General features: G+C 71.9%; 19 protein-coding genes. 11 read left to right on the forward strand and 8 right to left on the reverse strand.

The genetic code is table 11. The annotated features are described in order from the left end of the window. Positions 1–30 precede the first annotated feature (30 nt). The 3 genes from OG252_RS05670 to OG252_RS05680 all read left to right on the forward strand — a co-directional run bounded on the left by OG252_RS05670 (position 31) and on the right by OG252_RS05680 (position 3900). Positions 31–1584, forward strand: a complete 1554-nt coding sequence (locus OG252_RS05670; RefSeq protein WP_443068386.1) for a sugar ABC transporter ATP-binding protein — start codon at positions 31–33, stop codon at positions 1582–1584. Beyond that, positions 1581–2678: an ABC transporter permease gene (locus OG252_RS05675; RefSeq protein WP_266451553.1), complete on the forward strand. Its 1098-nt coding sequence runs from the start codon at positions 1581–1583 to the stop codon at positions 2676–2678. Before OG252_RS05670 ends, OG252_RS05675 begins: the two co-directional genes overlap by 4 nt. 79 nt (positions 2679–2757) lie before the next feature. Next, entirely contained in the window at positions 2758–3900 is a 1143-nt protein-coding gene (locus tag OG252_RS05680; protein ID WP_443068483.1) for a substrate-binding domain-containing protein, read from the forward strand. A gap of 55 nt (positions 3901–3955) precedes the next feature. On the opposite strand, the gene OG252_RS05685 is transcribed toward OG252_RS05680, so the two are convergent. The 4 genes from OG252_RS05685 to OG252_RS05700 are packed head-to-tail and all read right to left on the reverse strand — an operon-like array spanning position 3956 to position 6955. Continuing rightward, a complete protein-coding gene (locus OG252_RS05685) occupies positions 3956–5005 on the reverse strand; it encodes an NADP-dependent oxidoreductase (protein WP_329334221.1) in 1050 nt (349 codons plus the stop codon). A gap of 4 nt (positions 5006–5009) precedes the next feature. Continuing rightward, positions 5010–5228, reverse strand: a complete 219-nt coding sequence (locus OG252_RS05690; RefSeq protein ID WP_266451547.1) for a transposase — start codon at positions 5226–5228, stop codon at positions 5010–5012. Positions 5229–5231: 3 nt separating this feature from the next. Continuing rightward, positions 5232–5552, reverse strand: a complete 321-nt coding sequence (locus tag OG252_RS05695; protein WP_329334223.1) for a 2Fe-2S iron-sulfur cluster-binding protein — start codon at positions 5550–5552, stop codon at positions 5232–5234. Next, a complete protein-coding gene (locus tag OG252_RS05700) occupies positions 5549–6955 on the reverse strand; it encodes an aromatic ring-hydroxylating oxygenase subunit alpha (protein WP_266451543.1) in 1407 nt (468 codons plus the stop codon). The genes OG252_RS05695 and OG252_RS05700 overlap by 4 nt, the downstream gene beginning before the upstream one ends. 437 nt (positions 6956–7392) lie before the next feature. Here OG252_RS05700 and OG252_RS05705 point away from each other — a divergent pair, with 437 nt between their 5' ends. The 4 genes from OG252_RS05705 (at position 7393) to OG252_RS05720 (ending at position 12347) form a co-directional block, all read left to right on the forward strand. Then, entirely contained in the window at positions 7393–8535 is a 1143-nt protein-coding gene (locus OG252_RS05705; protein ID WP_329334224.1) for a substrate-binding domain-containing protein, read from the forward strand. Between the two features lie 62 nt (positions 8536–8597). Then, positions 8598–10163, forward strand: a complete 1566-nt coding sequence (locus OG252_RS05710) for a sugar ABC transporter ATP-binding protein (RefSeq protein ID WP_329334226.1) — start codon at positions 8598–8600, stop codon at positions 10161–10163. 1 nt (position 10164) lies between these two features. Next, positions 10165–11301 (forward strand): ABC transporter permease, encoded by a 1137-nt coding sequence (locus tag OG252_RS05715; RefSeq protein WP_266451538.1) that lies wholly within the window; start codon positions 10165–10167, stop codon positions 11299–11301. Between the two features lie 2 nt (positions 11302–11303). Then, positions 11304–12347 (forward strand): NAD(P)-dependent alcohol dehydrogenase, encoded by a 1044-nt coding sequence (locus OG252_RS05720; protein WP_329345081.1) that lies wholly within the window; start codon positions 11304–11306, stop codon positions 12345–12347. Between the two features lie 209 nt (positions 12348–12556). Here the strand turns inward: OG252_RS05720 and OG252_RS05725 are convergent, their stop codons facing one another. Genes OG252_RS05725 through OG252_RS05735 form a run of 3 tightly spaced genes read right to left on the reverse strand, consistent with a single transcriptional unit; the run spans position 12557 to position 15405 of the window. Then, positions 12557–13336, reverse strand: a complete 780-nt coding sequence (locus OG252_RS05725) for a ThuA domain-containing protein (protein ID WP_266451536.1) — start codon at positions 13334–13336, stop codon at positions 12557–12559. Positions 13337–13339: 3 nt separating this feature from the next. Next, positions 13340–14104, reverse strand: coding sequence for an SDR family NAD(P)-dependent oxidoreductase (locus tag OG252_RS05730; RefSeq protein WP_217238095.1), 765 nt, complete (start codon positions 14102–14104; stop codon positions 13340–13342). A gap of 59 nt (positions 14105–14163) precedes the next feature. Further along, positions 14164–15405, reverse strand: a complete 1242-nt coding sequence (locus OG252_RS05735; protein WP_329334230.1) for an acyl-CoA dehydrogenase family protein — start codon at positions 15403–15405, stop codon at positions 14164–14166. Positions 15406–15667: 262 nt separating this feature from the next. Here OG252_RS05735 and OG252_RS05740 point away from each other — a divergent pair, with 262 nt between their 5' ends. The 4 genes from OG252_RS05740 to OG252_RS05755 are packed head-to-tail and all read left to right on the forward strand — an operon-like array spanning position 15668 to position 20152. Next, positions 15668–17206, forward strand: coding sequence for an AMP-binding protein (locus OG252_RS05740; protein ID WP_329334231.1), 1539 nt, complete (start codon positions 15668–15670; stop codon positions 17204–17206). Between the two features lie 55 nt (positions 17207–17261). Next, positions 17262–17867, forward strand: a complete 606-nt coding sequence (locus OG252_RS05745; protein ID WP_266451533.1) for a histidine phosphatase family protein — start codon at positions 17262–17264, stop codon at positions 17865–17867. A 37-nt stretch (positions 17868–17904) separates the two neighbouring features. Continuing rightward, positions 17905–19092, forward strand: a complete 1188-nt coding sequence (locus OG252_RS05750) for an acetyl-CoA C-acyltransferase (RefSeq protein WP_266451531.1) — start codon at positions 17905–17907, stop codon at positions 19090–19092. 55 nt (positions 19093–19147) lie between these two features. After that, entirely contained in the window at positions 19148–20152 is a 1005-nt protein-coding gene (locus OG252_RS05755; RefSeq protein WP_329334233.1) for a PDR/VanB family oxidoreductase, read from the forward strand. 52 nt (positions 20153–20204) lie between these two features. Here OG252_RS05755 and OG252_RS05760 read toward each other — a convergent pair whose 3' ends face one another. Beyond that, positions 20205–20567 (reverse strand): hypothetical protein, encoded by a 363-nt coding sequence (locus tag OG252_RS05760; protein WP_329334235.1) that lies wholly within the window; start codon positions 20565–20567, stop codon positions 20205–20207. Positions 20568–20705: the final 138 nt, after the last annotated feature.

Consider the following 20705-nt stretch of genomic DNA (forward strand, 5'->3'; position numbering starts at 1 on the left):
AACACGGAAGCCGATCCCCGGAGAGAGTCTGTGCACGACGCTCCCGACGCCCCGACAAGTCGATCCGTGGGCCGCGGCCAGGACCCTCTGGTCCGGATCAGGGGTCTCGGCAAGCGGTTCGGCGGTACTCGCGCGTTGGCCGAGGTCGACCTCGACGTCCGGCGCGGTGCCGTCCTCGCCCTTCTGGGCCCCAACGGCGCCGGTAAATCCACCCTCATCAAAGTGCTCGCCGGTGTCCATCGCGCCGACGAGGGCCAGGTGACCGTGGCCGGCCACCCGCTCGGCACGGCCGCGGCCTCCCGGCACATGGCCTTCATCCACCAGGACCTCGGTCTCGTCGAGTGGATGACGGTCGCCGAGAACATCGCCCTGGGCACCGGCTACCCGCGCCGCCGGGGGCTGATCTCCTGGCGGACGGCGCGCAGGCGCTGTGTGGAGGCCCTGGAGATCGTCGCCGGACATCTCGCGCCCGAGGCCCGCATCGCCGACCTGACCCGCGCCGAACGTTCGCTGGTCGCCATCGCGCGGGCCCTGTCGTCCCGTGCGGAACTCCTCGTGCTCGACGAGCCGACCGCCAGCCTCCCCGCGGCCGACTGCGCCCGTGTCTTCCGCGTCCTGCGTGAGCTGTGCGACCGCGGTCACGGCATCGTCTACGTCAGCCACCGGCTCGACGAGGTGTACCAGGTCGCCGACTCCTTCGCCGTCCTGCGCGACGGCCGGATCATCAGCCAGGGCCGGCTCGCCGGCCACAGCCCCCCTCGCCTCGTGCAGGACATCGTGGGCCGCGACCTGGCTCGCCGACCACCCGCCGCCGCTCCCGGCCCCGAGGCCCCCGCCGTCCTGCGCCTCGACGGTGCACGGACCGAGTACGCCGGCCCGGTCGACCTCCGACTGCGCCCCGGCGAGATCCTGGGCATGGTGGGCCTCATCGGCGCCGGACACCTGGACCTGGGCAGGGCGCTGGCCGGGGTCCGGCCCCTCGTGGGCGGGCACGTGCTGCTGGACGGGCGGCCCTACCGTCCGCGTACGGTCGCCGCCGCCGTCGGTGCCGGTGTCGGCTTCGTGACCAGCAACCGGCTGGAGGAGGGGTGCGCGGCCGAACTGACCGTACGGGAGAACCTGCTCGCCAACCCCCGCGCCGACGGCCTGCCGGGGCCGCGCTGGATCAGCCCCCGGCGCGAGCGCGCCAGGGCCACGGCTCTCGTCGAACGCTTCCGGGTGCACCCCCACGACAGCGAGACACCGATCGCCGTCCTGTCCGGCGGCAACCAGCAGAAGGTCATGCTCGGCCGGTGGCTCCACAGCAAGCGCCGGCTGCTGATCCTCGAGGAGCCGACGGCCGGCGTGGACGTGGGCGCCAAGGCGGAGATCTACCGCCTGCTGGACGAGGAGCTGGCCGCCGGGCTCGCCGTCCTGCTCATCTCCACCGATTTCGAGGAGGTCGCGAACGTGTGCCACCGCGCCCTGGTGTTCGTCCGCGGGACCGTGGCGGCCGAGCTGACCGGCGACGCCCTCACCGTCACCCGGCTCACCCGCACCGCGTCCGCCGTGCCGCCCCTCACCGGGACGGAGACGGACGGATGAGCGGGGAACCGACGGGCGACGGGACGACCCGGGCGACGTCCACGTCACCGGCTCCCCGATCACGGCCGCGGCGCTCCCCCGGACACTTCATCGGCGCGTACGGACTGCTCGCACTCGCCGTCCTGCTCTTCCTCGTCTTCTCCCTGGCACTGCCCGACACCTTCCCCACGCTCGACAACATCTCCTCGATCCTGTCCAACCAGTCGGTCCCCGCGCTCCTCGCGCTCGGCGCGATGGTCCCCATCGTCACGGGCCGGTTCGACCTGTCCATCGGCTACGGTCTCGGCCTCGCGCACGTCATGGTGCTCCAGCTGATCGTCAGCGAGGGCTGGTCCTGGCCGCTCGCCTGCGCGGTGGTGATCATCGGCGGAGCGGTCGTCGGCGTCCTCAACGGCGTCGTCGTCGAGTTCGCCCGGATCGACTCCTTCATCGCCACCCTCGGCACCGGCAGCGTGCTGTACGCCGTCACCGGCTGGGTCACCGGCGGCACCCGCATCGTCTCCGGGCCGAACGGACTGCCGCCGGCCTTCACCGACCTCTACGACTCCACGTTCCTCGGTCTGCCGGTGCCCGCGTTCTACGTCCTCGCTCTGGTCGTCGTGCTCTGGCTGCTGCTGGAGCGCCTGCCGCTGGGCCGCTACCTCTACGTCATCGGTTCGAACCCCCGCGCCGCCGACCTGGTCGGCATCCCCACGCGCCGCTACAGCGTCTACGCCTTCGCCCTGTCCGGTCTGATCGTCGGCTTCGCCGGCGTCCTGCTCGCCGCGCAGCAGCAGATCGGCAACCCCAGTGTCGGCCTGGACTACCTCCTGCCGGCTTTCGTCGGGGCCCTGCTCGGCTCCACCGCGATCAGACCCGGGCGCCCCAACGCCCTGGGCACCCTCGTGGCGGTCGCCATCCTCGCCATCGGGCTGGCCGGCATCGGCCAGCTCGGCGCGCAGTTCTGGGTCACCCCGCTGTTCAACGGCGCCACCCTGCTGCTCGCCGTCGGCTTCGCCGGGTACTCCGCCCGCCGTCGGCTGCGCTCCGGCGCCGCGAACCGTCGGGGCGGCAAGGTGGCGGGCACCTCCCAGGAGGCCCAGGACGTTCCGTAGCCCGTGGCCCGCTCCGCGTCCCTTCCTGAAATGCGGACGCCTCCGCCCGTCGCCGTCACCACAGCAAGGAGCACCCGTGATCTCGTACCGCAGGACCGCCCCGGCCCTCGCGGCCCTGACCACGGTCGTCGTCACCGTCGTCGGGTGTGAGCGAGGCTCGTCCACCGGCCCGGAAAACCCCACCGAGCAGGTCACGGCGGGCTGCCCGGCCGCCCTCGCGGAGGCGAGATCCGCCGTCCGGCGGGCCGAGAAGGCGGACGTCTCCTGGAACGGCCCCACCACCGGCCCCGCGGCCGTGCCGGACAAAACGATCGTCTACGTCGCACAGACCATGACCAACCCCGGAGTCGCCGGCGTCGCCGGCGGGCTGCGGGAGGCCGCGAAGGTGATCGGCTGGAACGTCAGGGTCATCGACGGACAGGGCACGCCCGCCGGCATCCAGGCGGCCCTCAGCCAGGCGGTCGGCGTCAGGCCCTCCGGCATCGTCCTCGGCGGATTCGACCCCAATGCGACGTCGGCCCAGCTCGCGCGGGCCAACGCGGCGGGCATCCCGCTCATCGGCTGGCACGCGGTCGGCTCCCCCGGACCGAGCAGGCAGCCCAAGCTCTTCACCAACGTCACGACCCAGGTCGAGGACGTGGCACAGATCAGCGCCGACTGGGTCATCGCGCACTCAGGCGGCCGGGCGGGGGTCGTCGTCTTCACCGACGACTCGATCCCCTTCGCCAGGAACAAGTCCCAACTGATCGAGAAACACCTGGCGACCTGTGCCGACGTGCGTCTCCTGGCGTCCGAGAACATCCCCATCCCGGACGCGAGCAGCCGCACCCCCCAGGAGGTCTCCTCCCTCATCTCCCGCTTCGGCAGCAGGTGGACGTACTCCGTGGCCATCAACGACCTCTACTTCGCCGACGCGGCGCCCGCCCTGCGCGAGGCCGGCAAGAAGGGCTCCGGTCCCCCCTTCAACATCGGCGCCGGAGACGGCGACCCGTCGGCCTTCCAGCGCATCAACAGCAAGCAGTTCCAGGCAGCCACCGTCCCGGAACCGCTCGCCGAACAGGGCTGGCAGATCGTCGACGAGTTCAACCGCGCCTTCGCCGGCGAGCCCGCCAGTGGATACGTCGCCCCGGTCCACATCTCCACGGCCGCCAACAGCGGCGGAGCGACGACCTGGGACCCGCCCGGCTACCGCGAGGCGTACCGGAGGATCTGGGGCAGGTGAGAGCCGTCGGTCACCCGTCGTGCGTGACGGGGGATCCTGTGTCTGCCCACGCCCGCTACGCGCGCAAGCGGCTGTACGGATCCTCGGCCAGCCGGACCAGCATCTTGCCGATGTTGCCGCCGTCCAGCAGGGACAGCAGGGTGCCGGCCGCGCTGTCGAGGCCGTCCGTCACCGTCTCGTGGGCGGTGATGCGGCCCGAGCGGAGCCAGTCGGCGACGCGGGTCTCGAACTCCGGCCGCAGGTCCTCGTGGTCGCGGACGATGAAGCCGCGCAGGGTGAGCCGTTTGAGGACCGCCTGGATCAGCTGGTTGATGTCGGTGGTGCGCCGTTCGCCGCCGAACTGCGACATCATGCCGCACAGGGCGATACGGCCGCCCGTCCGCAAGGCGTGCAGGGCGGCGGCGAGTTGCTCTCCGCCGACGTTGTCGAAGTAGACGTCGATGCCGTCGGGCGCCAGCCGGGACAGGGCGTCGCGCACCGGCTCGGCGCGGTAGTCCGCGGCGGCGTCGTAGCCGAACTCCTTGACCAGCAGGGCGCACTTGTCGGGCCCTCCGGCGGTTCCGACGACGCACTCCGCGCCCAGCAGCCGGGCGAACTGTCCGGCGGCGGTGCCCACGGCGCCGGCCGCCGCCGACACGAAGACGGTGTCGCCGGGCCGTACCTCGGCGATCCGCGCGAGCCCGACGTAGGCGGTGAAGCCGGTCTGTCCCAGGAGTCCCAGCCACGTGGGCAGCGGGGCCAGTTCCGGATCGATACGGCCCGCGGCATCGGTGTCCGCGGGGGCGAGCACGGCCCACTCCCGCCAGCCGAGCTGGTGGCGTACGAAGGTGCCCGGCGGCACGGAGGGGCAGCGGCTCTCCTCCACGACGCCGAGGGCCCGGCCGTCCAGCGGCGATCCAGGAGTGAAGTTGTGCGTGTAGTGCTTCTCGGTGCTCTCCAGCCGTCCGCGCATCGACGGGTCGACGCTCATGTAGAGGTTGCGGACGAGCAGTTGTCCCTCGCCGAGGGGCGGCAGGGGGCGCTCTTCCACGGCGAAGTCCCCGAGGGCCGGCTCGCCCTCGGGTCGGCGCACCAGGCAGACCACCCGGGTGGTACGGGGCGGCACCGGCTCACGCCTCCGGCGGCTGTGCGCCGCGCCGCTGGGCGAGGCGGCCCACCCAGCCGGCCATCTGGAGGTCGGCATGGCGCAGTTCGCCGGACTGCCAGCGGGCCTGGAAGTCGAAGATGCCCTGCGCCCCGGTCTTGGGGTCGGTCACCTCGACCAGCCCGTCCTCGGTGAGCCGGTACACCTGCCCGGTCAGCGGATGGGTCACTTGCTTGGCGCTCACGGCTCACTCCTGCGCTCTGCGGCGTACGCCGCGTTTGGTCACGGTCACCGGGCCCTCGACCCGGAGCCGGCAGGCGAGCCGGGTCAGGCCGTCCACCGGTTTGCGCAGGGCCTCGATGCCCTCGCGCTCCAGCGGGCCCACGGGCGAACAGTTCTCGGCGCCTTCCTCGACCACCACGAAACAGGTGCGGCAGGTGGCCTTGCCCCCGCAGACGGTGGGCCAGCGGTAGCCGAGCCGCTGGGCGGCGCTGAACAGGTCCTCGCCGTCGCGCACCTCCAGCTCGACGCCGGAGGGCCGGACCGCGACCCGGTGCGTCACGGTCACTTGTTCATCCACCGGTCGAGCGTCTGGTTGAAGTGGCGGATGCGGCTCTCCTGGTAGTTGGACAGGGTGATGCCCGGCTTGCGCATGGCCTTCAGGCCCTGCTGGACGTAGGGGAGGTTCTCGCAGTCCTGGTCGAAGACCGGCCCCAGCACACCGAGTTCGGGGATGTCCGCGAAGAGCATGTCCTCCGGCACCCAGCGGATCTTGACCGGGGGCGGCATCTCGCCGGGCTGCTTCGGCGCCGACATGAAGATGATCTCGGCGGTGCAGGAGTCGGGGTCGAGGCCGTTCGGCTTGAACCGGTAGATGATGTTGGACTTGGCGCCGCCCCAGGGGTTGAAGTTGGGGAACAGCAGGTAGTTGATGGCGTCCAGCAGCTCGGTGTCGGCGGTCTGAGTGAAGTCCTGCTGCGAGGTGGCCGCCAACTGGGCGCGCATCCGTTCGGCGAGGACCTGACGGGCCGTGCCGCCCGGCGGGATCGCCGGCATCTCGTCGCCCTCCTGGATCACCAGGTCACGGCCCTGGGCCGCCGCGTAGAAGGCCCGCGAGTCGTAGAACGTCTCCAGTACGTCCTCCTCCGTGACCGAGTCGGCCACGTGCGGGCTGGGGGCGCCCTGGATGTTGATCATACGGTTCCAGTTGGGCTGGTCCGCCATGACGTCGTACTGGGAGTTGGCGTCGGCGAGCCAGGGCAGCATCTGCGGGTGCGTGGCGATCACGTGGAAGGACTCGATGAACGCGTCCTGGGCGATCTTCCAGTTGCAGGGCAGCACCTTGGCGATGTGCAGCGACTTGTAGCGGTCCTGCAGCGGCCAGATGTAGTACTCGTCGAAGGTGCCGCGGTAGCTCTCGAAGGGCTCCGCGTACGGGTCCATGTTGATGAACACGAAGCCGCGCCAGGTGGCCACCTTGGCCTCGGGAAGCGCGAACTTCTCGGGGGTGACATGGGGGAAGTCCCACGCGCAGGGCGGGGTCTGCATCGTGCCGTCGAGGTTCCAGGCGAAGCCGTGGAAGGGGCAGCGCAGCTCGCTGACATTGCCGCTCGAGGTGCGCAGTTTGCGGCCGCGGTGCAGGCAGGCGTTGACGTACGCCCGGATCTCGTCCGGCGCCGTGCGCACGATGATCAGTGAGTCGTCGCCGATCTCGTAGATCTCGTGGTCGCCGACCTCGGGGATCTCGCTCTCCAGGCAGGCGAACTGCCACACGCGGCGCCACACCTGCCGCATCTCGCGCTCGGCCCACTCGCGGGAGGTGAAGCGGGTCGTGTCGATGTCCTCGCTGCCGAGGTAGTCGTTGTTGACGTACCTCAAGGCGGGCGGAACCGGCCGGCTGTCCCGGTCGAGGTAGTCCTGGACGCTGGGTCCGGGACACCGCGCCGTGCCCAACTCCGACGTTTCGTCCATCTTCTCTCCTCAGCCAGAAACTTTAGAGTGAGTGTAGTTATTGGTCCCGCCCCGGAGCAATACTCGCGACCCCGCCGGGGCGCCACAGAACCCGGCATCCAGGGGATGGACATGGCCCCTCGTGAATTAGTTACGACCGACCCCTCCCCAATCCGGACAGCGCGTGCCACACTCCGTCGCACCCGAGGCTGTAGAGCCTCACAAGTTTCTCTTCGGCCGGGGGCAGCATCTGCCCCGTTTCGGCCATAGCGCCGCCCGCCTGCTCGGCGGCCCGCGCCGTACCCCACGACGGCGATCCACACAGCCCGCTCGATCACCTGAGCGTGCCGCCCCGGCGTGGGCGGCACAGGATCCGCCTGTACTGAGCCGGCCGCCGCGGACGCGGGAGCGACGCGGGCCACGGCAGCGCAGGCACCACACCACGGGAGTACTCAACGATGAGTTCCAGACCCGGACGCGCGGTCCGTCGCGCGCTCACCGCGATCGTCCCTGTCACCGCCCTGCTCACCCTGGCGGCGTGCGGCGCCGACACGACTCCGGCCGCCGATTCCGCCAAGGCGACGGCTGCGGACTCCCCCGGCCTCACCGCGGCCCGGAAGGCGCTGGCGAAGTACTCGGAGCGTCCCACCGCGATCCCCGTCACCGAACCGGTGGGCAAGAAGATCCCCACGGGCAAGAAGATCGACTTCATTCTCTGCGGCGTGCAGTCCTGCGAGGACCTGGCCGACTTCTTCACCGCCGGGGCCAACCAGCTCGGCTGGAAGGTCGAGAAGATCCACACGCAGGGCACGCCGGAGTCCGTCCAGTCCGCCTACGAGAAGGTGCTGCGCAACAAGCCGGACGCCGTCGTCGCCTCCGGATTCCCGCGCGCGGTGTACGCCAAGCAGCTCGCGCAGCTGAAGGAGGCCGGTATCCCGGTCATCCAGTCGAACGCCGACGACGTGGTGGGCGACGGCATCGAGCTGCTGAAGAACGGGCCGAAGGACGTCGCCGTCCAGGGCGAGATGCTCGCCTCGTGGGTGGTGTCCGACAGCGGCGCCGAAGCGAACACCGTCTACTTCGACCTGCCCGCCTACACCATCCTCAAGCCGGTCAAGGACACCTTCGCCGCCAAGTACAAGGAGTGGTGCGAGGGCTGCGCGCTGGACACCGTCGACGTGCCGATCACCTCGATCGGCAAGGACATGCCCGACCGCGTGGTGTCGTACGTCCGCTCGCACCCGAAGGTGACCCACATCGTCTTCTCGCTGGGTCTGCTCAACGTGGGTGTCCCGACCGCGCTGAAGACCGCCGGCGTCACCGACAAGAAGATCGCCGTGAACGTCGGCGACGCGCAGAACTACCAGTACATCGCCGGCGACCTGAGCGACGGCGCGATGGCACTGAACTCGCACGAGACCGCCTGGCTCCAGGTCGACGCGCTGGCCCGCCACTTCACCGGCCAGTCGATGGAGGTGGACCAGAAGGCGGTGCTGCCCAACATGCTGATCACCAAGGACAACCTGGTCGCCACTCTGGAGGACTTCCCGCTCGTCGAGGACTACCAGGCGCAGTTCAAGGCGCTCTGGGGCCTGAGCTGACCGACCCGGCCCCGCCGCCGGCAACAGGCCGGCGGCGGCGCCCTTCGACGGAGGGAGCAGCAGTGCACGCTGATACGTCACCGGAGACCACGCGGGGGTCGGCCGGCACCGATGAGAGCGACCGACCCGTGCTGCGGGTGTCCGGGCTGTCGAAGCGATTCGGCGGAACCCAGGCACTGAAGGACGTGGACCTGGACATCGCGCCCGGCGAGATCCACGCGCTGATCGGGCCCAACGGCTCGGGCAAGTCCACCCTCATCAAGATCCTCGCCGGCTACCACCACGCCGAGCCCGGAGCGGTCGCCGAACTCGACGGCGAGCCGTTCGGCCTGGGCCAGGTCACCGGCTCGCGGCACGACCGGTTGCGCTTCGTCCACCAGGAGCTGGGACTGGTGGGCGAGTTGAGCGCCACGGACAATCTCGCGCTCAGCCGTGGCTTCGCCCGCACGGCCGTGGGCAACATCCGCTGGCCGGAGATGGAGCGCCGCACGACCGCGCTGGTCGAACGGTTCGGTCTCGCCATCGACGTACGCCGCCCCCTGTCGACGGCCACCCCGGTTCAGCGCGCGGTGGTCGCCATCGCCGCCGCCCTGCAGGGCTGGGAGGGCCGCCGCGGCGTCCTGGTCCTCGACGAGCCGACCGCCGTGCTGCCGCCCGGCGAGGTGGCCCGGCTCTTCGACATCGTGCGGGAGATCCGCGACTCCGGGGCCAGCGTCCTGTACGTCTCGCACCGCATGGACGAGATCTTCGCGCTCGCCGACCGGGTCACCGTGATCCGCGGCGGACGCCGGATCGCCACCCGCCGGGTCGCCGAGCTCACTCCCCGCTCGCTGGCGGAGCTGCTGGCGGGCGAGGAGATGGAGACCACCTACCGGCCGCGGCTGCCGGCCGCTACCGACAGCGCTGTGCTGGAGGTTCGCAACCTGTGGGCGGGCCCGTTGCGCGACATCGGCTTCAGCCTGGCCAGGGGCGAACGGCTGGGCATCACCGGCCTCGTCGGCTCCGGCCACGAGGTGGTGCCGTACGCGGTGTGCGGGGCGTACACCGGTCCGGTGCGCGGCAGGGTGCGGTTGCCGGAGCGCTCCGGGCGGTGGACCGACGCGAAGAACGCCGGGGGGCTGGGCATCCCGCTGGTCCCCGCGGACCGGGCGGGCGAGGGCGTCATCGGCGACTTCTCGGTCGGGGAGAACCTCACCCTCCCGCTGCTCGACCGGCTCCGCGCCCGGGCCGGCCGACTGCACCGGCGCCGCGAGTCCTCGCTCGCCGAGGAGTGGATCCAGCGGGTGGGGGTGCGTACGGCCGGGCGCGGCGCCCGGATCACCACGCTGAGCGGCGGCAACCAGCAGAAGGTCGTCATGGCCCGCTGCCTGGCCCAGCAGCCGCCGGTGCTGGTGCTGTGCGAACCCACGGCGGGCGTCGACATCGCGACCCGCCTCCAGCTGTACGACCTGATCGAACGTCAGGCCGACGACGGCATGGGCGTGATCGTGTCCTCGTCCGACACCGAGGACCTGCTCGCGCTGTGCACCCGCGTCCTGGTGGTACGGGACGGCCGGATCGTACGGGAGATCAGCGGCCGGGACATCACCGAGCCCGCGCTGGTCCACGCCATGGAAGGAACCGAGTGACATGACATCCACCCCGACCCGGCCCGCCGAGTTCCGGCCGACCGGACCGGACGTCCCAGCGGTGTCCGCCGCGGTGACACCGGGCGCACTGGGCCGGCGTGCAGTGGCCGCCCTGTCGTTCCGGAACATCGGCGCCGTCTACGTGTGGCTGCTGATCGCCGTGCTCTTCTCCGTATGGGCGCCGGACACGTTCCCGACCGTCACCACGGTCAAGCAGGTCCTGAACGGCAACGCCGTCGCCGGGCTGGTGGCGCTCAGCGTCGTCCTTCCGCTGGCCGCGCGCGTCTTCGACCTGTCGGTCGCCTTCACCATGTCCCTCACCAGTGTGCTGACCGCCTACTTCATGGTCTCCACGGGTCTCGGTGCCGGCACCGCGATCGCCCTGTCGATGGCCGTCGCCCTGCTGATCGGGGTGGTCAACGGAATCGTGGTGGTGGTGCTGCGGGTCGACTCGTTCATCGCGACTCTGGCCACCGGCGCGCTGATCCAGTCCCTGATCACCATGGTCACCAACGACAGCTCCATCACCGGGGTCGAGCTGCTGGCCAAGCCGTTCGCGAGCATCGCCCAGCTGGACCTGGGTGGCATCACGCTGCCGGTGCTGTACCTGCTCCTGGCCGCGACCGGAATCTGGTTCCTGCTCGAACACACCGCCACCGGACGGCGGTTGTACGCGACCGGCTTCAACGCGGACGCGGCCCGCCTGCAAGGCGTACGCACCGACCGGCTGCGCTTCCTCACCCTGGTGGCGTCCGCGCTGCTCTCCGGTCTCGCCGGAATCGTCTTCGCGTCCTCCGTGGGATCCGGCTCGCCGTCCGCCGGCACGCCGTACCTGCTCTCCGCCTACGCGGCGGCCTTCGTCGGGGCGACCCAGCTGCGCGCGGGCCGCTTCAACGCCTGGGGCACGGTGATCGCGGTGCTGCTGCTCGGCACCGGCATCACGGGGCTCGGACTCGCCACCAGCGCGCAGTGGGCCGCGAGCCTGTTCACCGGCTCGGTGCTCATCGTCGCGCTGGTCCTCACGGGCGGACGAATCGCTCTGCCGACTGTGCTGCGCCGTCGCAGGTCGCCGTCGTTCGCCGACCCCTCGGTCCCCGCCGAGGCCGATGGAGTGCCCACTTCGGACAAGGAGGTCTGATGATGAAGGCGATTCAGTACCGGACGATCGGCAGCCCGCCGGAGGTCGTCGAGGTTCCGGTGCCCGAGCCGGGCCCGGGCCAGGTGCTGCTGAAGGTGACGGCCGCCGGCCTGTGCCACTCGGATCTGGCGGTCATGAGCTGGCCCGAGGAGCAGTTCCCCTATCCGTTGCCGATGACGCTCGGTCACGAGGGTGTCGGCACCGTCGCGGCCCTGGGCAGCGGGGCCACCGGGGTGGCGGAGGGCGACGAGGTGGCGGTGTACGGCCCGTGGGGCTGTGGCCGCTGCCGCACGTGCGCCGAGGGCAGGGAGAACTGCTGCCCGCACGCCGCCGGGCTCGGCATCATGCCGCCCGGGCTCGGCTCCCCGGGCGCGCTCGCGGAGTACATGGTGGTGGACTCGCCGCGCCATCTGGTGCCGCTGAACGGGCTGGACCCGGTACAGGCCGCACCGCTCACCGACGCCGGACTGACGCCGTACCACGCGATCCGCACCTCCCTGCCCAAGCTCGTGCCGGGCAGTACGGCGGTGGTGATCGGTGTCGGCGGCCTGGGCCATATCGCCGTACAGCTGTTGCGTGCCCTCACCCCGGCCCGGGTGGTCGCCCTCGATGTGAGCAAGGAGAAGCTGGAACTGGCGCTCACCGTCGGGGCCCACGAGGCACTGCTCTCCGACGGGGAGGCGGCGGCTCGGGTGCGGGAGCTGACCGGTGGCGTCGGGGCCGAAGTGGTCCTGGACTTCGTAGGGGCCGGGGCGACCCTGGCGGTCGCCGCCGCGTCGGTGGCGACGGCGGGCGATGTGACCGTCGTCGGCATCGGCGGAGGCACGCTCGCGGTCGGGTTCGGCGGCGGTCTGCCGTTCGAGGTGTCCGCGTCGGCGCCCTACTGGGGCAGCCGGAGTGAGCTCATCGACGTGGTCGAGCTCGCGCGGCAGGGGATCGTCTCCTCCCACGTCGAGACCTTCTCGATCGAGGACGCGCCGCTGGCGTACGAGCGCCTGCATGCCGGGAAGATCAACGGGCGTGCGGTGGTGCTGCCGCACGGGTGAGTGGGGGGCGCGGTCGTGGTTTTTCGCCCCCGCCGCCCCTACCCGTCCCGTCCCTGGGGGCTGCGCCCCCAGACCCCCGCCTTCGGCCCGAAGGGCCTCGTCCTCAAACGCCGGACGGGCTGAAAACCAGCCCCTCCGGCGTTTGAGGAGCGGGGTCTGGGGCGGAGCCCCAGAAGGATGGGACGGGTAGGGGCGGCGGGGGCGAGAACTTACCGAACCGGCACCCCCGCAGCCACCATCCGCTCCACGCACCGCCCGAGCACCGTCAGGAACTCCGGCGTCTCCCAGGGCCCCAGGTCCACTCGCCCGGTGTCGTCCACGCCCAGGTCCTGCACGTCGTACCGTCCCCGGCAGTGGCCGAGGGTGAAGTAGCAGACCTCGCCGAGGCCGTGCCGCTTCAGGTAGAGAACCGGTCGGGGCGCTTCGTCGAGCGCCGCATCCCCCTCGGCGAACCCCCGGCACGGCCCGGTGTACTCGGCGTGCAGCAGCACCTCCAGCTCGCCGTGCAACTCGCACACGTACAGCTCATCCGTCACCGTGAACGGCTCGATCCCGGCGACCAGCGGATGATCCGGCCGGGTCACGCGTACCTCGTACGGCGCGATCGGCGGATGGGCCAGGAACTGGCTGCCGAGCACCCCGGCCAGCTCCCCGAGGAGCCGCGGTGTGGTGAACACCCGCGGCCCACCGTCGGCCGGCGCCTCGATCACCGAGTTGGTGCCGTGCAGGGCGAGCCAGCGCCCGCCCCGCTCGACGAAGCGTGTCAGCGCGGCCCTTTCGGAGGGACCGGGCCGCACATCGCAGGTGTAGGTCACCAACAGGTCGGCCTGTTCCAGGGCGGGTACGCAGTCGTAGTCCTCGTACACCCGCGTGCGGACCCGTGAGTGATCGCCCAGCAGGTCCAGCAGCCGCAGCCGCGCGTAGTCGAAGTCGTGCCACCTCCCGCCGCAGACCAGTACGGCGTCCAGGCGGCCGGCCGGGCCCGCCACGGCTCAGTACTGGACGCGGGTGAGCAGCCCGCCGTCCACCACGAGGTTGACACCGACGCAGAAGGAGCCGGTCCGGCCGAGCAGGAAGGCCACGGCCGCGGCCACGTCCTCCGCGGTGCCGTAGCGGCCGATCGGCAGCTTGGCGAGGACCTCTTCGTACACCTCCGGGCGGCTGGTGCGGATGGTCTCCCAGGCGCCGCCGGGGAAGTCGATGGGGCCGGGCGAGACGGTGTTGACCCGGATGCCCTTCGGGGCGAGGGCGTGGGCGAGGGCGGAGGCGTGCTGGACGACGGCCGCCTTCAGCGCGGAGTACGAGTTGGCTCCGGCCGGACGGGCGGTGTCGGAGGCGTTGGTGGTGCCGATCGCCACGACGGCGGCCCGGTCGGAGGCCTCCAGATACGGCAGGGCCGCCTCGACGAGTCCCGCGAACGGGATCAGGTCGCCGCGCAGGCTGGCCTCCCACGACTCGGGGCCCTTGACGTTGCCCGCCGAGACGTTGGACACCAGCAGGTCCAGGCCGCCGAGTTCAGCGGCCGCCCGCTCCACGAAGCCCGCGAGCGCGGCCGGGTCGGTGACGTCGACCGGCTCGGCGAAGACGGTCGCTCCCTCGCCGCGCAGTTCGGCAGCGGCCTTGGCGAGAGCCTCCTCGCCACGGGCGCACAGTGCGAGGGCACAGCCCTCGGCGGCCAGCGTCCCGGCGATCGCCCGGCCGATGCCCCGGCTCGCTCCGGTCACCAGCGCGTTCGCACCTGTCAGTCCCAGATCCATCGATGTCACTCCTCAGTCGTTGCGGGTGTCGTTGTTGCGGGGGTCATGCCACCCATGGCTCAGTTGCCGGACAGTTCGGAGAACGGCACCTTGTCGACCCGCGGCTCGCCCGGCAGCTTCAGCACCCGCTCGCCGATCAGGTTGCGCTGGATCTGGTCGGTGCCGCCGGCCAGCCGGTAGCCGGGGGCGCCGAGCAGGTGTTCGGTCCAGGCGAAGGTGCCCGGCTCGCCGGTGTCGGCGGTGATCCGGGCACCCATCAGTTCGGCGGCTGCCTGGCCGGTGCGGGTGAGCAGGTCGGATGCCATGAGCTTGGTCAGGGAGGCCTCGGGGCCCGGCCGTCCGCCGGCCGCACTCGCCCGGGCGACGCGGTCCACGGTGGCGGCGCGCAACGCGCTGCGCACGTACAGGTCGGCGAGGCGCTGGCGCACCAGCGGGTCCCCGGTCCGGTTCAGCGAGCGGGCGAGGGCGAGTACGTCGTCGAAGGTGCCGCCCTTGCGCCGGTTCCCCGAGCCGGAGGCGGTGCGCTCGAAGGCGAGGGTGGCGTTGGCGACCTCCCAGCCCTGGCCGGGGCGTCCGATCCGCAGCCCGTCGGGGACGCGTACGCCGCTGAGGAACACCTCGTTGAAGGAGGCGCCGCCGCTCATCTGGCGGATGGGGCGGATCTCCACGCCCGGGCTGTCCATGGGGACCAGGAAGGCGGTGATGCCGGCCTGTTTGACGACGTCGGGGTCGGTACGGGCGAGCAGCAGGCCGTACTCGGCGAACTGGGCGCCCGAGGTCCACACCTTCTGGCCGTCGATCACCCACTCCGCGCCCTCGCGCCGGGCGCGGGTGCGCAGGGCGGCCAGGTCGGAGCCGGCGCCGGGTTCGCTGAAGAGCTGGCAGGCCAGCAGATCCGTACGGAGGAAGGCGCGGGCGTACGTCTCGCGCTGCTCGGGCGTCCCGAACAGGGAGACGGACATGGCGACCAGCCGCACCGTGACGCTGATCAGCTCGGTGGACGGCGGTACGTCGAACTCCGCCTCCTCCTGCGCGAACAGGGCCGCGTGGGCTGCGGTCAGGCCCTGGCCGCCGTTCTCCGTGGGGAGGGTGAGGGCCTGGTAGCCGGCGTCGTGCCGGGCTCGCTCGTAGGCGCGGCGGCGGTCGAGCAGCCGCCGCTCCTCTTCGTCCGTGAGGTTGTGGAAGACGGCGAGCTCGGCGGCGGTGTGAGCGGTGGTCTCGGCTGCCCGCCGGGGTTCGAGCGTCGTGGCAAGCCACTGCCGGACCCCGCCCCGCCACTCGTTCACGTTCGGTTGGGGCATGGTGACCTCCTCGGCACACGGGTCGGACGGCACTTGCCGGACTGCACTTACCAGACGGCTGCTTCAGTAACAGCGGCTCGTAGCGGAGCAGCACACCTGCCCAACGAGGGTGAGTGCCTCCGGCTCGGGTCAGAGTGTTCCGTACTTTCTTGATAAACGCTACAGTCTTGGCGTCGCCTCTCCCACCTGCCCGGCCGCTGGGCAGACGGGGTGCACCCGGTGGAGCGAGAGAGACGACGGACCGAGGAGCGCCGGAGGATCCATGTCCCTACAGCCACTCGACCTGCGTGCCCGCGAACTGCCGAACGCGACCGCCCTGGCCGACGACACCGAGAGCCTGTCCTGGTCCCGGCTGGCCGACCAGGTGGCACGCGTGACCGGTCGCTTCCTGGAGGTCGCGCCCGAGCCGGAGGACCGGGTCGCCGTCCTGGGCGACAACGCCGTGGCCACGCTGGTGGCCCATCTCGCCGGTCTGCGGGCCGGCGTCGGCACGGTGGCCGCCTCCCGGCAGCTGACCTCCCGGGAACTGGTCGACCTGCTCACCGACGCGGGTGCGAAGGCGGTGATCAGCGGCCCGGCGGGCGAGTCGGCCGCCCGGCAGGCGGGCGCGGAACTCGGCCTCCCGGTCGTCGTGCACGGAACGCCCGCCAAGGACGACGCCATCGACTGGACCCAGTGGCTGGCCGACGCGGAGCCGGTGCCGGTGCCCGTCGGCCGCCCCGCCCGCCCGCCGTTGGTCTACACGTCGGGAACCACGGGACGGGCCCGCGGCACCGAGGTGCGCTGGGTGCAGGGACCGGTGACGGACAGCGCCGCGTACCTGGAGGCGGTGGCCGCCCGCCCCGGCTTCCCGCCGGGACCGCACCTGGTGTGCGGTCCGCTCCAGCACAACGGGCCGCTCACCTCGCTGCGCCATCTCGCGGCCGGCCGCCCGGTGGTGATCCTCGGCAGGTTCGACGCCGAGTCGTTCCTGCACCGCGTGGAGCGCTGGCGGGTCACGTCCTCGGTGATGGTGCCGACCCACTTCACGCGCCTGCTCGCCCTGCCGGCTCAGGTGCGCGACCGCTACGACGTCTCCAGCCTGATGCAGGTCGCGCACACCGGCTCCGCGTGCCCTCCGGAGGTGAAGCGGTCCATGATCGACTGGTTCGGTCCGGTGCTGACCGAGTCGTACGGGGCCAGCGAGGCCGGCACGGTCGCGCGCATCAACAGCACCGAGTGGCTGGAACACCCCGGTTCGGTCGGGCGCGTCCAGTCCCCCTTCGACGTCCTGGTGACCGGCGACGACGGCCACCCGCTTCCCGCCGGGGAGCTCGGGCTGCTGGCCTTCCGGGCGCCCGAGGGCCGCGGCGTGCGCTACCACGCGGACGAGGAGAAGACCAAGGCCGCCTACGTCGCTCCCGGCGTCTTCACCCTCGGCGACATCGGCTACGTCGATCCGGACGGCTACATCTTCATCACCGACCGGGCCGCGGACGTCGTGGTGTCCGGCGGGGTGAACCTGTACCCGGCGGAGAGCGAGGCGGTGCTGCGCGAGCACCCGGGGGTCGCCGAGGTGGCGGTCATCGGCGTGCCCGACCCGGACTTCGGCGAGTCGCTGCGCGCCCTGGTCGTCGTGACCGAAGGAAGCGGGCCGGCGGACGGCGAGCTGGACGCGTTCTGCCGCGAGCGGCTGGCCGCGTACAAGTGCCCGAAGTCGTACGAGGTCGTCCCCGAGCTCCTCCGCAACGCCATGGGCAAGCTCGACAAGCGGGCGATGCGCCGCCCCTACTGGGACTCCGACCGGACGATCGCCGGTTGAGCACCGCCCCTTCCCCCCCCTCACTCCTCCTCACTCCTCGTACGAAGGACGCTTCATGACGGAACTTCTGCTCGTCCGGCACGGCCTGCCCGTCTCGGGCGTGTTCGACCCGAAGCTGTCGCCAGAGGGCATCGCCCAGGCCGAGCGCCTCGCCCCATGGCTGGCGGACGAAGGCATCGACGCCCTCTACACCAGTCCGTACCAGCGCGCCCGTGAGACCGCGGCGCCGCTCGAACGGCTGACGGGCATGACCGCCACCGTGCTGGACGACCTGCGCGAGTGGGACACCGACGTCTCGCACCCCTACACCCCGCCGGAGCAGATCCTCCCGGACGACCCCCGGTCGGTGGCGCTGTCCGAGGGACGGTACGAGGACTTCGTACCGGACCTGGACTGGGACGCGTTCCGGGCCCGGGCGGTGGGGGCCATGAACACCATGCTGGACGCCCACCCCGGCGAGCGGATCGCGGCCGTGTGCCACGGCGGAATCACCAACACGTACCTCGCGACCGTGCTCGAGATCCCCCGGATGTTCTGGTTCCACCCCGGCTACACCTCCGTCAGCAGGGTGCGGCGGATGCCCGGGGGCCGGATCGTCCTGCACTCGGTGAACGAGACCGCCCACCTGGTCGCGGAACGTTCCGTAGACGCCGTCCTCTGATCCGCTGATCCGCCCACATCCACAGGAGGTCCCGGACATGCCCGGATCCGTCATCGTCGCCGGAGCGAGAACGCCCGTCGGCAAGCTCATGGGCGGGCTGAGCAGCCTGTCCGCCGCCGACCTCGGCGCCCACGCCATCCGCGCCGCGCTGTCCGCGGCGCTGCTGGACCCTGCCGCCGTGGAGGCCGTCGTGATGGGCCATGTCGTCCAGGCCGGGGCCGGTCCCAACACGGCCCGGCAGGCCGCAGTGGCCGCCGGCATCCCGTTCGCCGTACCGGCGAGCACCGTCAACAAGCTGTGCCTGTCCGGGCTGCACGCCATCGCCCTGGCCGATCTCATGATCGCCTCGGGGCGCCACGAGGTGGTCGTGGCGGGCGGCATGGAGTCCATGTCCGGCGCCCCGCATCTGCTGCGCGGGTCCCGGACCGGCTGGAAGTACGGGGCGACGACGGTCGAGGACGCCCTCGACCGCGACGCGCTGACCTGCGCCTTCGACGGGGTCTCCATGGGCGCGGCCACCGAGCGCTACCAGCGGCCCTTCGCGTTCACCCGCGAGGAGCAGGACGAGTACAGCGCGCTGTCGCACGAGCGGGCCCACCACGCCCAGGAGTCCGGCGCGTTCGCCGCGGAGATCGCCCCGGTCACGGTGGCCGGGCGCCGGGGCGAGACGGTGGTGGAGGCCGACGAGGGCATCCGGCCGCAGAGCACCGCTCAGAGCCTCGGGCGTCTCAAGCCGGCCTTCTCCTCCGAGGGCACCATCACCGCGGGCAACGCCTCACAGCTGTCCGACGGAGCAGCGGCCGTCGTCGTGATGAGCGCGGACCGCGCCCGCCGGGAGGGCCTGACCCCGCTCGCCGAGATCGGCGCCTACGGCACCGTCGCGGGCCCCGACCCCTCGCTGCTCGTGCAGCCGGCCGGCGCGATCCGCGACGCCCTGTCCCGGGACGGCCGGCTCAAGGCCGCCGACCTCGACCTGTTCGAGATCAACGAGGCGTTCGCCGGGGTGGCCCTGGCCTCCGTCCGGGAACTGGACATCCCCCTGGACAGGGTGAACGTCAACGGTGGCGCGATCGCGCTCGGCCACCCGGTCGGCATGACCGGCGCCCGGCTCGTCCTGACCCTCGCCCAGGAACTGCGGCGGCGCGGCGGCGGCACCGGGGCCGCGGCCCTCTGCGGAGGCGGCGGCCAGGGCGACGCGCTGCTGCTGCATGTACCGGGCGTCTGAGGCTTCCGGCCGCCCGCCTTCGTCCCCCACCCGTACGAGACTCAGGTTGACGCACATGACCAACCAACCGCTCCAGGTCCTCCGGAGCCCCGAGGCACCGCAGTCCCAGGCGGACCCCGGCGAGGCGACTCTCGTCGTGGACGCCCGCATCGATGCCGCCGACGGCGTCGTCTCCCTCGTCCTGCGCCACCCGGACGGCGATCCGCTCCCGGCCTGGACGCCGGGCGCCCACATCGACGTGCTGCTGGACAACGGCCTCATCCGTCAGTACTCGCTGTGCGGGCAGCCGGCCGACCGAGCGGCCTGGCAGATCGCGGTGCTGCGCGCACCGGACGGCCGCGGCGGCTCCTCGTACGTCCACGACCGTCTCGCGCAGGGCTCGGCCGTGCGGGTGCGCGGACCGCGGAACAACTTCCCGCTGCGCCCGGCCGAGCACCACCTCTTCATCGCGGGCGGGGTCGGTATCACCCCGATCCTGGCGATGGTGGAGGCCGCCGAGGCCGCCGGAGCCGACTGGCGCCTGTTGTACGGCGGCCGTACCCGCGACTCCATGGCGTTCCTGGACCGCCTCGCGCCCTACGGGGACCGGGTGCTGATCCGGCCGCAGGACGAGTACGGCCTGTTGGACCTCGCCGCCTTCATCGGCTCGCCCCGCGAGGGCACCCTGGTGCACGCCTGCGGTCCCGAGCCGCTGCTCCGGGCGGCCCAGGAGCAGTGCGCCGGCTGGCCCTCCGGCACCCTGGGCGTCGAGCGGTTCGCCCCCGTCCAGCCCACGGTCGAGGCCGCGCCGGCCGACGCCTTCGAGGTGGTGCTCTCCCGGTCGGGGCGCACGCTCACCGTGCCGCCGGACCGATCGGTGCTCGAAGTGGCGGAGGAGGCGGGTGTCCCGGTGCTGTTCTCCTGCCGGGAAGGCACCTGCGGCACCTGTGAGACGGAGGTACTGGAAGGTACGCCGGACCACCGGGACTCACTGCTCGACGAGGACGAACGGGCCGCGGGCGACACCATGCTGATCTGCGTCTCGCGTTCCTGCGGCCCCCGGCTGGTGCTCGACCTCTGACCTCCACGGACCGGCTCCCGTTCGGCGCCGGAAGGCGTCCGTGCCGCGGCATTCACCACCCCTGCGATGAAGCGGGCGCCGGGCTGCCTACGGAGAAGCAGGGGCGCCCCCTCTCACCGGCCACCATCCACAGGGCCGCCACGTCGATGCCGGCGATGCACGGGAGAAGCAGGAGGTTCTCGTCGCTGAATGTGCCGGTGGGTCCGTCGTCGGGGACGGTGGCCATCCGGACGGCGGCCACGGCCCCCTGGGCGGCGGTGCGGTGGCCGGAGTGGTTGTTCAGATCGGTGGCGCAGTAGCCGGGGCAGACGGCGTTGACGAGGATGTCGTCGGGGCGCGCAGGTCCCTGGCGTACTGGACGGTCAGGGCGTTGACGGCGGTCTTCGACGGGACATAGCCGACGGCGAGAGGCCACCGGCGCCGACGCCGCGTTCGTCCGGGCAGGTACGGAGGTCGCGGTCGCCGGTCCGGTGCCGGAGACGGCGCGGCTCCCCGGGCGGGGATGACCGCGACCGGTTCCGAGAAGGCGCCCGCCGGACGACCTGGCGGCGCC

Origin of the sequence: Streptomyces sp. NBC_01352, assembly GCF_036237295.1 — a bacterium.
GTDB classification, from domain to species: Bacteria; Actinomycetota; Actinomycetes; order Streptomycetales; family Streptomycetaceae; genus Streptomyces; species Streptomyces plumbiresistens.